This window comes from Salinimicrobium sp. CAU 1759 (assembly GCF_054482715.1).
Genome location: NZ_JBTLRK010000001.1, coordinates 796,431 through 810,167, shown reverse-complemented (window position 1 = coordinate 810,167; position 13,737 = coordinate 796,431). Strand labels below are relative to the sequence as shown.

Sequence of the window (13,737 nt, the reverse complement as noted above, 5' to 3'; positions counted from 1 at the left end):
CAAATGGATTTTTTTGATCGACATAAGGCATTAATCATCACCACCCTTATCTTTTCGATATTGATCCTTCTTATGTACAATATCACGATCTCAAATGAATCAAAAAAGATTAGAGAAACGCTTATTGAGCTAAATGATATAAGGCCCAGACCTCTTCCGGAAGAACAACCCGAACCCGAAGAGCAGGAGCCAGAGGAACCTCAACCTCCCCGTCCAACTGTACAAACCCATCAGGCCTTCAATCAAAACAGGGAAGAAAGTCAGAGAAATCTTGAATCCAGGTTGGATGAGATCTTTCAAAAAAATGCCGCACAACAGGAAGCAGCCGAAGAAGAAGCTACACAGCCTTCACGTGGAGACATTGCACTAAATCCAAACCGGCGAGAAGAAAAGAAGAAGGCGTCGCAGGGAAATAACAGCAGCGAGAAAACCTCTGTCGAAGAAGACAGCCTTAGGAACAGTTCGATTTCTTTTTCCCTAAGAGGACGTACGGCTGTCTTCATTCCAAATCCCATCTACACCTGCGACACCTCGGGAAAAGTAGTTGTGAATATCACTGTCAATGCTAACGGGGATGTGGTGAGAACCTCCGTGAATAAAGCAGCTTCCACAACCTCCAATGAATGTCTAATAGATCAGGCGTTAGAATATGCTGAAGAGGCAAAATTCTCCCGACTTACAGGCCGGGATTCACAACCGGGAACCATAACATATAATTTTCAGAATTAATGGAAGAGAAGATCCGTTGCGGTTGGTGCGTCGGTGATCCGTTGTACGAGGCCTATCACGACCTGGAATGGGGCGTGCCGTTAAAAGATGATGACGCCATCTTTGAATTCCTTATCCTGGAAACTTTTCAGGCGGGCTTGAGCTGGATCACTATACTCCGGAAAAGGGAAAATTTTAGAAAGGCTTTTGACAATTTCGAATACAGGAAGATCGCAGATTATTCTGATAACAAAATTGAAACATTGATGCAGGACAGCGGGATCGTGAGAAACCGCCTAAAGATCAAAGCGACTGTCTCCAATGCACAGGCTTTCATGAAGCTGCAGGAAGAATTTGGCTCTTTTTCGAAATATATTTGGGGTTTTGTAAATAACTGCCCGGTTCAAAATAACTGGAAGGATCTTAAACAAGTACCTGCCACTACTTCCATAAGCGACGCCTTGAGCAAAGATCTTAAGAAGCGGGGATTTAAATTTGTAGGCTCCACGGTTATCTATGCACACATGCAAGCCACTGGAATGGTCAATGATCACATCACCAGCTGCTTTAGACATTCGGAAGTAGAACAAATGAGCAAAGCGGAATAGATATGTTCCAAAAATGGCATTTTTCGACCCTCTTCTTGCTGGCATTTCTTACAGGTATTTCAGCCAATGCCCAAACGCCGAAGTCATATCTCTGGGAAACAGAATTGGATTTGGAATTGCCATCCAAAGGCAAGTGGGGATTTACTTTTGGCGCCGGAAGCCGCTATCTTATTGCAGCAGAGGTGGCAGGGGAAACAGTGAAAGAAAATATTCAACAACATCTTGAACTAAACCACTTTACCACCTATAACAACAGTGAAAACCTGGCAATAAGCTTGGGGTTGCGCTACCGGTTGAGGGAAGTCTTTGAGGAGACATTGCAGGATGAGATAAGGATCATAGAGCAATTTGAATATACCCACCAAAGCACATTTTTGACACCTGAGCACAGAATTCGTTTTGAACAAAGATTTCGGGAAGCAACGATCTTTAGGTTGAGGTATCAATTTGAAATTTCACAGCCCTTAAATTCTCATTTTTCACTTGGCCTGTCCACCGAATTCCTGTACAGCATGGCTAAGAATTACAGGCCCGAGATTGAGCAGCGATTCGGCCTGGAGTTAGAAAACAGTTCGGTGAGGAACCTGGAATTAAGCCTGGGCTTAGAATTTCGAAGGGATGATCTTACCGGCTTTCCCGGTACCGAGTTTTTCCTGATAACAGGAGCAGTTCTCCAATTGTAATTATTGAAGATATTCCAAGAAAGTGCTACGCGGTATCTCTGCGGCACCAAGCGTGGCAAGGTGTGGAGTAAAGATCTGGCAATCCACCAGTACCAGCCCTTCCTTCTGCAGTGCCTGCACCAAATGTATTAATGCATATTTGGAGGCATTGCTCGCTTTGGAAAACATGCTCTCCCCGCAAAAGATCTTTTTCTCCCGGAGGTAGATCCCATAAAGTCCGCCAACCAGCTCCCCTTCTTTCCAAGCCTCTACAGAAGTGGCAATTTGTTGTTCGTGAAGGGAAAGATAAGCCTGCTTCATCTCAGCCGTGATCCAGGTTCCCTCCTGTCCCGGTCTTTCCATATTTGCACAATTCTCCATTACTTCCGAAAATGCTTTGTTGAAACTAACCTCAAAAGCCTGCTTTTTTAGAAGTTGTTTCATGCTTTTTGAAACCTTCAGGTTTTCCGGAAATAACACCATTCTTGGATCAGGACTCCACCATAGAATGGGGTGTTCATTGTCATACCAGGGAAATATTCCACGGGAATAGGCATCTACGAGACGTTTAGGAGAAAGATCACCTCCAAAAGCCAGCAAACCTTCTTCTGTGGCTTCTTCAACTGGTGGAAATTCATCTTGTGGTCCCAGATATTTCACGAGATATTGATTTTAAGCGGTAAAAATTAAATAAAAAGCCCCAATTCTCCAGAATCGGGGCTTTTGTCAGAATTTATGATCTCCTTAAAAAGGCAAATCATCATAATCTTCATCGTTGAGATTGTTAGCAGGCTCAAATTGATCTGCCGGAGGCACGGGAGCCCCGCCTTGCTGACTTTGCGCTGCAAGATTTTCAATTCTCCATCCCTGGATGGAATTGAAGTATTTGGTCTCTCCCTGCGGATTCACCCATTCGCGTCCGCGCAGGTTCACGCCAATTTTTACAGGTTGTCCTACAGCATAGTTATTCAAAAGATCACATTTATCCTGCACAAATTCAACAAGTATATGTTGTGGATATTGTTCCTCTGTTGTTACCACTACTTCTCTCTTTCTAAACCCATTGCTCCCGAAGGTTTGGGTATCACCAATCATTTTGATTTTTCCTTGTACTTCCATATCACACGTTTTTTGCTAATAATATTTTCCAGGCCGTCGCCGGATCGTTTTTTTCTAAATATTCTTTTGCCTTTAAATGAACCTGCTCCTCACTTCCTTCCTTTATCAATGCCGTAAGCCGGGAATTTCCATTCAACAACTCCTTTATTTCTTCAGTTGCGGGCAGTTTTTCTACATTCCCAAGTTTGCCAAGATCGTTCCCGGAAAGGTACTTGCTGTTGCGAACCTCTTCAGCTATCTCATCAACTCCAATTCCCAGGGTCTGCAATGGCTTCGGAACTTCAAACATCCCAAGCGTGGCGCGGGTATACCAGTTGCCACCCATCCTCGCTACCAAGTCGATTTTGTGCTGGTCAATATAACCTTTTTCATCTAAAATATCTTCCCGAATATGCATTTTTAGCACCTCACAAATGACAAGATTTCCGGCACCGCCTTCACTTCCGGTTTCGACAATTTCATTAATCCTGCACTCGAATTGTACGGGGGATTCTTTAACTCTGAATGGCTTAACTATTTCAGATTCCATCATTGTTAGCCCCGCCTTTAGAAATTCGTTTACACCTTCAGCATACTCTGTACTGGAAAGCGAAACCTGCTGCACAAGATCATAGTTCACCACGTTAATCACCACCTCTCCCGTAGCTTTGGAGTTGTTGTAGGTATGCTTCACCGTGTTGTCCCTACCCCGACGCGCAGGAGAAAAAATAAGGATTGGCGGATTCGCCCCAAAAACATTAAAAAAACTGAAAGGCGACAAATTGGGTCTGCCCTCTTCATCTATAGTGCTGGCAAAGGCAATTGGGCGTGGACCTACAGCTCCTAGCAGGTACTGGTGAAGTTTTGGAACAGGAATTTCTTTGGGATCTATGCTTAGCATGCTCAAGATTTTGGCAAAGGTAACGAAACAGCCCAAGAGATGAAAAACCACCTGCACAATATTAATTTGCTTAAAACGCTTATATTTAATCGCAATTAAAGCCCTGCCTTCATGAGGTTTTCAGACAAACGAAACTTTCGCCGCTGGTTCATCATAATTACTTCCCTCATCATTGTTAGCCTCATTGTTTGGAATGCTGTTGCTTTTTTTCAGCGTATCAAGGAAGAAGAGCGTATCAAAATGAATATCTGGACATCGGCACAGGTATATCTCGACCAGGTGGATACAGACACAGGTCTGGACCTTTACCTGGAGATCATTAACAGCAATTCCAGCATCCCCACAATTCTCGTTGATGAGAATGGAAAAATCGTCGATGCCATGAATATCAGGGACGAGATCATATCCAGCGAAGAAAAGCTACAGGAGTACCTAAGGTCTCTAAAAAGTACTAACGATCCCATTCAAATGGACCTCGGCGAAGGAAGGGTCAATCAGGTTTACTACGGAAACTCTCCCATGTTAACCAAGCTGAAATATTATCCTCTGGCGCTCATTCTTATAATCATCCTTTTCATTGCGGTGGTCTATTTTTTCTACAGGACTACCAAGAGCAGCGAACAAAACAAGTTGTGGGCCGGGATGGCAAAAGAGACCGCACACCAAATTGGCACCCCACTTTCATCATTGATTGGCTGGACCGAAATCCTGAAGGAAGAGAAGGTGAATTCCACCTATATAGTCGAGATCGAGAAGGATGTGGACCGCCTGAAAACAATTACCGAAAGATTTTCAAAAATAGGATCTGCTCCAACTCTAGAACTGGAGGACATAGTTGAAAAAACCCGCGATTCCTTTGAATACCTGAAGGCGCGGAGTTCAAAGCTCATCAAATTTCACCTCGAGCTTCCCAGGGAAAAGATCCTGGTGAACATGAATGCCCAGCTCTACAGCTGGACCATTGAAAACCTGGTGCGAAATGCAATTGATGCCATGAAGGGCAAAGGAGATCTGGAAATAAGGCTAAAACAGGACTCCAGGAAAGTCCATATCCTGGTTACCGATACCGGAAAAGGCATTCCCAAAAGCAAATTCAAAAGGATCTTTGAACCCGGATACACCACAAAACAAAGAGGTTGGGGACTGGGACTGTCACTCTCCAAAAGGATCATTGAGAGATATCACCGGGGAAGAATAAAAGTATTGCGAAGCGAGATCAATAAAGGAACTACCATTGAGATCCTGCTCGACAAAGCTAGAACTGCTGCATAACCTCCTTCAGATCTGGCGGAATGGGTAAAGCCTTATCTTCACTAAAGTCGAAGAACACAGCAATATCCCGTCCCTCGGCACACACCTCTCCTTTTTCATTAAGAATCAATTGATCCAGACCAAAACTACTGTTCCTGATGTAAGCCAGTTTTGTCTTCACTGTTGCTGTTCCCGGATAAAAGAGCGATTTTTTAAAATCACAATGCGTGGAAACAAGAATAGCTCCTTTATTGGATTCTGAAAACAGAGTGGCCAATCCTGTCGCCTCCCAGAAATTTACTCTCCCCGATTGTAAAAACCTGATGAAGGTGAGATTATTCACATGCCGGTACATGTCGAGATCGCTGAAGTCTATGCGAAGCTCCAGGGATAGTTTATATTCTGAAAGATCCACTAGATATTTGCTCTAATTTCATCTGCAACTTGCCGGAACTCATCTTCAGTTAGAGAGACACTGTTTGCAAAGTTCATGTCTCCCATGCTGTTGAGCGGAATAAGGTGTACATGCACATGAGGTACTTCCAATCCTACCACAGCCATGCCAACCCTTTTGCAGGAAATAGCTCTTTCCAGGCCTTTTGCCACTTTTCGGGAAAAAGCCATGAGCTCCATATATGTCTCCTCATCCAGGTCAAATAATTTATTCACCTCTTCCTTCGGAATACAGAGCGTGTGCCCCTTCGTATTTGGTCTTATATCCAAAAAAGCTAAAAATTTATCGGTTTCTGCGACTTTGTATGCGGGAAGTTCCCCATTGACGATCTTTGTAAAAATAGTTGGCATAGCTTTTAATTTTTTGGAACAACAAGTTAATATTTTCAGCACAAAACACAGGCATAAAAAAATCCTTTCCGAAGAAAGGATCCTTAAAATGTCATTTTTAGAAGGTCTTAATCCCGGGTGATCTCCAGGATCTCAAATTTCATGATGCCCGATGGCACCTGTACTTCGGCTACCTCACCTACTTTCTTTCCAAGTAAGCCTTTCCCGATTGGGCTATCTACAGAGATCTTACCGGACTTGAGATCGGCCTCACTTTGTGCAACGAGTTTATATTTCACTTCTGCACCATTAGTAAGATTCTTTATCTTAACTGTGGAATGCACCAATGCTTTAGAAGTGTCCAGCTGAGACTCGTCAATTAATCTCGCATTGGCATAGATCTCTTCCAGCTTTGCAATTTTCATTTCAAGCAGGCCCTGGGCCTCCTTGGCTGCATCATACTCGGCGTTCTCACTAAGATCACCTTTGTCACGTGCTTCGGCAATGGCCTGAGAAGCTCTTGGCCGCTCAACATCCTTTAATTGATTGAGTTCATCTCTTAATTTTTTAAGGCCATCTGCTGTATAATATGATACTTTACTCATAACTTCGTCGTTTATATAAATAGAAAAAATCCCATTCGCCGACGGGATTTTACACAAATATACTAAATTAAAATATCCAGCACAATTATAAGTCTGCGGCTTTAAAAAAACCCTTTATGAAGAGATTTTCCCTGCTTTTACCCTTCTTTTTCATTTTTTTAGGTTGCTCATCTGATGATGAGATACGCCGCAACCCTTACCTGCCTCACCTCAATTTCTCTGTTCAATTTGATCTTAACCTTCCCGAGTATAATCAGCTAAATTTTCCGGGGAATAAATTCGTTACCCGTAATTATGGCATCAACGGTATAGTGATCTACAACCTCAACAACGATCAATATCTTGCCTATGAGCTTACAGATCCCAATCATGTACCCCAGGCTTGTTCTGCTCTCACTGTAAACGGCACAGAAGCCACCTGTGGCTGTGATGATGGAAATAAATATACGATTATCACCGGAGAACAAATTGCCGGAACCGGTGAATATACATTAAAACCTTACCGGGCGGTAAGGACAGGAAGCGTATTGCAGATCTCGAACTAAAGTGAATAATAAAAAGGCATTTTTGAGAGGTCTCAAAAATGCCTTTTTTGGAAAGTATTCCTGATTAGAATCTTAGGGTCATTCCTACCAGGAAATTTCTGGTAGCTTGTGGATAGTATCCGGCGCCATCATAGGTCACCCCATCCCAGTCATAGGTATAGTAATAACCATTGGAGACGTATTCTTCGCTGAAGATATTATTAACCAATCCCGTAAACACCACCTCTTCAAATAGAGGAGCTTTCCTCCAGGTGTATTGGACATTGAGGTCATTTACGAAGTAGCTCTCCAGTAAGGAAGCCTCATTTTCAAGGTTGCTCATGTATTGCTCTCCCACATATTTGGTGAGGAATTTTATCTCGAGTCCGTCTACAGGTCTATATTCAAAGATGTTTCCCGCGATAATTCCGGGGGAATAGGAGATGTCAGTTTTTCCGAAGCTGCGCAGCTCCCCATCCCAGGTAGCAAACCATTCATCATTCTTGTTACGGCTTATAGCCACATTAGGTCTCCAGCTGAACTTTTGATGGAACCTTACAACAGCATCAAGCTCAAGCCCCAGGCGGTAAGAGTTTCCGCTATTCCGTCTTATTGGCGCACCAACATCATTTAATTCTCCTGTCAACACCAATTGATTGTGGTAGTCCATGTAGTAGAGGTTTGAGTTGAGCTGAAGAATTCCTGACCTCAATCTCCATCCTAATTCAAAGTCATTCAATTCTTCAGGTTCAGGATTCCCTGCTTCGTAGTCGCTACGGTTAGGCTCCCTGTGAGCTCGGGCAAATGAAAAGTAAAGACGGCTGGTTTCAGAAAATGAATAAGTAAGTCCTGCTTTAGGATTGAAGAAGGTATGAGTGTCATCAACAATAAAAGGAACATTCTCTTCTTCAAACCCGTTGACTTCATAATTAATTGTCCTTAATTGAAGGTCTCCATACAGGCTAAGATCATTGCTCACAGCATAAGTGGCTTTCCCAAACACACTAAAATCGCTTTTAGTAGCCTGGTTATCGTAGTACCTGTGCATGGGCAGACTTGGTGCAAATCTTGTGAAAATTACCTCTCCAAAATGATCCCCTTCGTAGTTATTCCAGGCACCTCCCGTTATGATCTCCAGCCTCTCATTCTGGTATTCCAGGTTAAAAGTTGTACCATAAAAATCATTTACCAGCCATTTTTGGGTGACTAGATCACTTTTTGTAACCTCTTCCCCATTGGCAGTAAAAGGCTGCAGGTTATATTCTGAGAGGTCTTCTCCTGCACGGTAGGATTCATAAAAACCTCTTCCATAGGTATAGTGCAAAGCTATGTTAGAGGACCAGCCATTGCCGTAACGCTCATTCCATAATAATTGAAAATGATCCTGCTTATAGTCATCTACATGATTATCGTAAAATTGAAGATTCCCTTCATCATCTTCATAAGCGCCCGCAGGATTAAACCTGCGATCCTCCTCCAGCTGGGCTGCATCGATCCCATCCCAGGCCTGGTAAGTAACTTCACTACCTCCAAAGGTGAGCGCCTTGATCAGTGTAGTTTCTCCTACATAAGATCCCTGGAAAAAGTAAGATTTCAGGTCTGTTGATGCACGGTCTATATACCCGTCACTTTTTATAACTGAAGCTCTTCCATTGAATTCCCAATGATCATCAAATAATCCAGTGCTAAATTTAACTGTGTGCTTTCGGGTGTTATAGGATCCAAAACTATTCGCTATCTCGGCAGAAGGTTCATAGTTGTACCTGTCTGTAAGTATATTCAAGCTTGCACCAAAGGCACCTGCTCCGTTGGTTGAAGTACCAACCCCTCTTTGAAGCTGAAGATCTTCTACAGAAGAAGCAAAGTCACCAAGGTTCACCCAAAATGTGCCCTGGCTCTCGGAATCGTTATAGGGAATTCCATTGATAGTGACATTGATACCCCGGGCTTCTGTACCTCTTACCCGAATGCTGCTATAGCCAATACCTGCACCGGCATCACTGGTGGTCACCACACTGGGCATGTATTGCATAAGACTTGGAATATCCTGACCTAAATTACGGTCCTCTATCTCCTCGTTAGATAAGTTGCTGTAGGTAATAGGGGAGCTGGCAGTAACCCTTACTGCAGAAAGGAAGACCTCATCGAGGATTTCTTCGGCGTCATCCATATCCACATGGAGTACCATATCTTCTGAAAGATCAATGCGAAGGCGCTTTTTGTTTCCAAAGGAGAAGATAAGATTATAAGTCCCTGCTTCAAGGCTAAGGGAGTACCTTCCTTCTGCTGAAGTTTGAGTGTAGCGGGAAAGCCCCTCAACCTGAACAAGGGCTCCCTCAATAGGCTCGTCTCCTCTTGTCACTGTACCCGACACCTGAAATTCCTGTGAAAATCCGCTTGTGGCGGCAAGAAAAAAACTAAATAAGAAAATGAAATTTTTCATTCGTAATAGATGGTTACGAATAAAAGGGGCGATTATTCCTGTTGTTATAAAATAAAAAATCCTGAAAACCACAATATGGTTAACAGGAGTGCTATACTTGCGCAGTGCTTCTTTGAGCACTTATCCCTTGGCAGCATTACCTGCCCAGGTTCCTTGGGTATGATCTCAGCTTCCTCCTGCTTTCACAGGATTTAGCACCCCTTTGAGACGGCGCAAAGGTAATTGCTTTTTTTTGATTTAACCTAATTTTTCACCGTTTGGATGAGAAAGCCGTTAACTTTATAACTTCAAATGCGATATGGCTAAGAAAAAGGCTTCCATAACATTCACGGTCTTTGCCGGTTACATAATTCTCGCCGCCCTTATGGGCATGGCAGTGTGGTTTATCTATAATCAAATCACCAGCTATACCAGCATGACCAATAGAAGCTATACAGGTAACCAAAAGCTCCTGTTGGTAAGCGAAGCAGCTGCAAAATTATACGAGGCAGAAAGTTTGAGCCGTAAACTCATCCAAACCGGGAATCTCGAAGGGCTGGAAACCTACAACGCGAAAATTGATTCCATTAAATTTACCCTGGCTTCTCTTCAAAACTATAGGACCGACAGTTCCCTTGACCAGGAAATTGACAGTATCAACACTCTCCTTAGCCGCAAAAGCCAAAACCTGGAAGAACTATTGTTATTACGTGCACGTGGGGAAACAGATAGCTACTATTCCCGCGTCCTTTCTGAATTACAACGGGTAGATGAGAATTTTGAAACCCGAAATTACGACCAGCGATTTAAAGATCTTCAACCTCATCAAAGGCAACTGCTCATAAAGCTACTGGAGTATGCCAACGAGCAAAACCCCAATCCTCCCGCAATAACTATTGATTCCCTGGTCAACTCAGTTAAAACCGTTTTAAGCCAGTTAGAAACACAGGAAAGGCGCTACCGGCAGGAATTAAAAGAGCAGGAAGATCAACTATTGGCCAATGAAATTCAGCTGAACAACAGGCTGCGAACCTTATTGACAACCCTGGAAACCGAAGAAAGAATGGCATCAATGGACCAGGTCGAGGCCTGGCAGGAAACCGTGGAAGAAACTTCGCAGATCATCATGTTCCTCGGGATTGCGAGTCTGCTTGTGATCCTGACATTTGTTTTTTTAGTAGTTAAAGATGTTTCAAGAAGTCAGCAGTACAGGCAGGAACTTGAAGCAGCGAAAACTTATGCTGAATCCCTCCTTTCCAGTCGGGAGCAATTTATGAATACTGTAACCCATGATTTGCGTTCACCTCTCAACACCATGATAGGCTATACAGGATTGCTGGAAAAAAGCCCTCTCAATAAATCCCAGAACAGGTATTTGACGCAGCTCAAAAGATCATCAGATTACCTCCTGCGCCTGGTAAATGACCTGCTGGACCTCTCAAGGCTGGAGGCCGGTAAGATGTCTATAGAGGAATTGGCTTTCAACCCAAAGAACCTAATAGAAGAAACAGTAGAAAATGCAGTTCCTCCCGAGAAGCCACGTGATGTGGAGGTACGGGTGAATATAGCTCCTGAACTGGACCGCCCTGTGATCACAGATCCCTTCAGGATCAAACAGATCCTCACCAACCTCGTAAATAATGCCTGTAAATTTACGCCTGAAGGAAGCGTAGAAGTCAAGGCATGGCTGCGACAGGCAAGAAACAACCCCGTACTGTGTATTGAAGTAAAAGATACCGGGATTGGTATTTCCAAAGAACAAAAAGAGAAAGTTTTTGAAGAATTTTCACAGGAGGATAGCAGCATTGAAAAGCGCTACGGTGGAACCGGCCTGGGCCTGTCCATAAGTAAAAAGCTCACAGATCTTCTCGAAGGGAAAATTAGTCTTGAAAGTGAAGCGGGAAAAGGCAGCACTTTTCTAATTGAGATCCCTGTAGAGTACGCTGCTACCAATGAGCAGCCAAGCATTAGCAAAACCGCTGTAGTTAAGGACCCTGAAAGAATTTCTGTACTCATAGTTGACGATGAGCCGGCACAACTGGGGCTACTTAAAGAGTTGATCCGAAATGCGGGCATGTCATATCGCACAGCACAAAATGGTAAAGAAGCTTTGAAAAAGATACAGACATCTCGGCCAGACCTTGTACTTACCGATATTCAAATGCCAAAAATGAATGGGTTTGAGTTGCTTAAGAAGATAAGGAAAGATCCAGCCATGAAGGAGCTTCCGGTTATAGCATTATCGGGGCAGCCCAAAGTAAGTGCGGCAGACTATCTTAAAAAAGGATTTAATGGCAGCCTTCTTAAACCCTATTCCTCCCAAAATTTACTGGAGATCATAGGCGACCTGTTAAACCTGCAACTGGAGACAGATTCGACCCCCGCCCCTGTCTCCCCCGATTCGGAAAAGAATTATACACTTACCGAAATCAGGAATTTTGCAGGAGAGGATCCCGAAGCCATGGATGCAATATTAACTGCGTTTATTGAAAGTACCCAGTCTAATTTACTGGCTCTGCAACTAGCCTCTCAAAAAGGGCAAAAAAAGAAGGTCTCTGCCGTAGCTCATAAGATGCTTCCTATGTTCAGGCAGCTGCAGGTACCCCATCTCATTGAGAAATTAGCTATTCTTGAAGATCCTGAAGGTAAGGAACGACGGGTTGTCGATATCCCGGTGTTAGTAAAAGATGTGAACGAACTACTGGAAAGTCTTAGGGAAGAGATCACAAATTGATCCCGTACTGCTTCAGCTTATTATAGAGCGTCTTGCGATCTATAGACAGAAGTTTCGCTGCCTTACTCTTGTTTCCGTGGGTTTTTTCAAGGGCATCGAGGATCATTTCCTGTTCATTGCGGTTCTTAAAAAGGCTGTAATCCTGTTCCTCTTTAGGTTTATCCTTTGCCAAAAGTACTTCGGAAGGCAAACAGGAAGACGAGATGTATTCTCCTTCAGACAACAGAACTGCTCTTTTTATCACATTCTTAAGTTCCCTGAGGTTTCCCGGCCAATTGTAATTTTTAAATGCTGTAACAGTTTTTTCCGAAAAACCTGAAATATCCTTTTCCAATTCTTCATTGGCGCTGTCAAGGAAATAATTCGCAAAGACCATTAAATCTTCCTTTCGCTCTTTTAGCGCAGGAACTTTTATGGAAAATTCATTGAGCCTATGATAGAGATCTTCTCTAAAATCGCCTTTTTTGACAGCTTCAAAAAGGTCTTCGTTTGTAGCTGCGATTACCCTTATATCCACCCGTATCTCCTCATTACTGCCCACAGGCTTGATCTTTCGTTCCTGTAACGCGCGAAGCAATTGCACCTGTAGTTCATAGTTGAGATTCCCTATTTCATCCAGGAAGAGAGTTCCTCCATTTGCAGCCTCAAAGTGACCGGTTTTATTATTTACGGCACCCGTAAAGGATCCTTTCACATGCCCGAAGAATTCACTGGAGGCCAGCTCCCGCGGGATTGCTCCGCAATCTACAGCCACAAATGCTGCTGCGCTGCGTTTGCTTTTTTGATGAATGCTTTTTGCTATTTGTTCTTTTCCTGTACCACTTTCGCCCATGATCAGGACAGACATATTAGTGGGAGCAACAAGTTCAATATAGTTATTAAGTTTTGACGAAGCTTCACTTCCCCCTTTAATGTACGTGTCTTTGGAAGGAGATGATTCTTTTTTCTTAGGCGAAGGAGCACTTCGCTCCACAGGGTTCTCCAAAGCGTCATTAATAGCCTTTAGTATCACCTCGGGATGAAATGGTTTGGCTATATAATCGAGGGCCCCCTCTTTAATGGCATTTACAGCCATGCTTATTTCGGCATAGCTGGTCATCATGATCACCCCGGTTTTTTCACCTTTTTGATTGACCGCCTGCAGGATCTCCAGGCCTTCTTTATCGGGAAGACGCACGTCTGAGATCACAACATCATATTTATTCTTCGCAACAAGATTAAGAGCTTCGGTAGCTGTATACACAGCATCTACCTCACATTCCTTTTTTACCAGGAAGGTCTTGAGCATAGTGCAAAAGGCTACGTCATCTTCAACTAAAAGAATTTTGGTCATGGGCACTTTTGAATATTAACAAAATTAGAGTTTTTAAGCCCCTAAAAACCAAAAATAAGCATAAAAAAGGGAGCTATTTTTATAGCTCCCTCTCTGAATTTTCCCCCT

General features: G+C 43.3%; 14 protein-coding genes. 6 read left to right on the top strand and 8 right to left on the bottom strand.

Annotated elements, in window-relative coordinates; translation table 11 throughout:
* Positions 1-3 precede the first annotated feature (3 nt).
* From ACXYMT_RS03765 to ACXYMT_RS03755, 3 genes are read left to right on the top strand one after another with little or no spacing between them, the layout of a single operon-like run.
* Positions 4-729, top strand: a complete 726-nt coding sequence (locus ACXYMT_RS03765; protein ID WP_459057754.1) for an energy transducer TonB family protein — start codon at positions 4-6, stop codon at positions 727-729.
* The gene (locus ACXYMT_RS03760) at positions 729-1,316 is read left to right on the top strand and encodes a DNA-3-methyladenine glycosylase I (RefSeq protein WP_459057753.1); all 588 of its coding nucleotides are present in this window, start codon (positions 729-731) and stop codon (positions 1,314-1,316) included. The genes ACXYMT_RS03765 and ACXYMT_RS03760 overlap by 1 nt, the downstream gene beginning before the upstream one ends.
* A 2-nt stretch (positions 1,317-1,318) precedes the next feature.
* Complete coding sequence (locus ACXYMT_RS03755; RefSeq protein ID WP_459057752.1) at positions 1,319-1,999, top strand: DUF2490 domain-containing protein; 681 nt, start codon at positions 1,319-1,321, stop codon at positions 1,997-1,999.
* Here ACXYMT_RS03755 and aat read toward each other — a convergent pair whose 3' ends face one another.
* The 3 genes from aat to ACXYMT_RS03740 form a co-directional block, all read right to left on the bottom strand.
* A complete protein-coding gene (aat, locus tag ACXYMT_RS03750) occupies positions 2,000-2,638 on the bottom strand; it encodes a leucyl/phenylalanyl-tRNA--protein transferase (RefSeq protein ID WP_459057751.1) in 639 nt (212 codons plus the stop codon).
* 84 nt (positions 2,639-2,722) lie between these two features.
* Complete coding sequence (locus ACXYMT_RS03745) at positions 2,723-3,097, bottom strand: DUF3127 domain-containing protein (protein WP_459057750.1); 375 nt, start codon at positions 3,095-3,097, stop codon at positions 2,723-2,725.
* Between the two features lies 1 nt (position 3,098).
* Complete coding sequence (locus tag ACXYMT_RS03740; RefSeq protein WP_459057749.1) at positions 3,099-3,977, bottom strand: flavin reductase family protein; 879 nt, start codon at positions 3,975-3,977, stop codon at positions 3,099-3,101.
* Between the two features lie 111 nt (positions 3,978-4,088).
* Here ACXYMT_RS03740 and ACXYMT_RS03735 point away from each other — a divergent pair, with 111 nt between their 5' ends.
* Complete coding sequence (locus ACXYMT_RS03735; RefSeq protein WP_459057748.1) at positions 4,089-5,249, top strand: sensor histidine kinase; 1,161 nt, start codon at positions 4,089-4,091, stop codon at positions 5,247-5,249.
* Here ACXYMT_RS03735 and ACXYMT_RS03730 read toward each other — a convergent pair.
* The 3 genes from ACXYMT_RS03730 to greA form a co-directional block, all read right to left on the bottom strand.
* Positions 5,233-5,643 carry an acyl-CoA thioesterase gene (locus tag ACXYMT_RS03730; RefSeq protein ID WP_459057747.1) on the bottom strand — a complete coding sequence of 137 codons (411 nt, stop codon included), beginning with the start codon at positions 5,641-5,643 and terminating at the stop codon, positions 5,233-5,235. The two genes, ACXYMT_RS03735 and ACXYMT_RS03730, sit on opposite strands and share 17 nt — an antisense overlap.
* The gene (locus ACXYMT_RS03725; RefSeq protein WP_459057746.1) at positions 5,643-6,032 is read right to left on the bottom strand and encodes an HIT family protein; all 390 of its coding nucleotides are present in this window, start codon (positions 6,030-6,032) and stop codon (positions 5,643-5,645) included. Before ACXYMT_RS03725 ends, ACXYMT_RS03730 begins: the two co-directional genes overlap by 1 nt.
* A 107-nt stretch (positions 6,033-6,139) precedes the next feature.
* Positions 6,140-6,616: a transcription elongation factor GreA gene (gene greA / locus ACXYMT_RS03720; protein ID WP_459057745.1), complete on the bottom strand. Its 477-nt coding sequence runs from the start codon at positions 6,614-6,616 to the stop codon at positions 6,140-6,142.
* Between the two features lie 116 nt (positions 6,617-6,732).
* Between greA and ACXYMT_RS03715 the strand changes: the two genes are divergently transcribed.
* Positions 6,733-7,161 (top strand): Rieske (2Fe-2S) protein, encoded by a 429-nt coding sequence (locus ACXYMT_RS03715; protein ID WP_459057744.1) that lies wholly within the window; start codon positions 6,733-6,735, stop codon positions 7,159-7,161.
* Positions 7,162-7,225: 64 nt separating this feature from the next.
* Here the strand turns inward: ACXYMT_RS03715 and ACXYMT_RS03710 are convergent, their stop codons facing one another.
* Positions 7,226-9,583: a TonB-dependent receptor gene (locus ACXYMT_RS03710; RefSeq protein ID WP_459057743.1), complete on the bottom strand. Its 2,358-nt coding sequence runs from the start codon at positions 9,581-9,583 to the stop codon at positions 7,226-7,228.
* Between the two features lie 298 nt (positions 9,584-9,881).
* Between ACXYMT_RS03710 and ACXYMT_RS03705 the strand changes: the two genes are divergently transcribed.
* Complete coding sequence (locus tag ACXYMT_RS03705; RefSeq protein ID WP_459057742.1) at positions 9,882-12,296, top strand: hybrid sensor histidine kinase/response regulator; 2,415 nt, start codon at positions 9,882-9,884, stop codon at positions 12,294-12,296.
* Here ACXYMT_RS03705 and ACXYMT_RS03700 read toward each other — a convergent pair.
* Positions 12,286-13,629: a sigma-54-dependent transcriptional regulator gene (locus ACXYMT_RS03700; RefSeq protein ID WP_459057741.1), complete on the bottom strand. Its 1,344-nt coding sequence runs from the start codon at positions 13,627-13,629 to the stop codon at positions 12,286-12,288. The genes ACXYMT_RS03705 and ACXYMT_RS03700 overlap by 11 nt on opposite strands.
* Positions 13,630-13,737 lie beyond the last annotated feature (108 nt).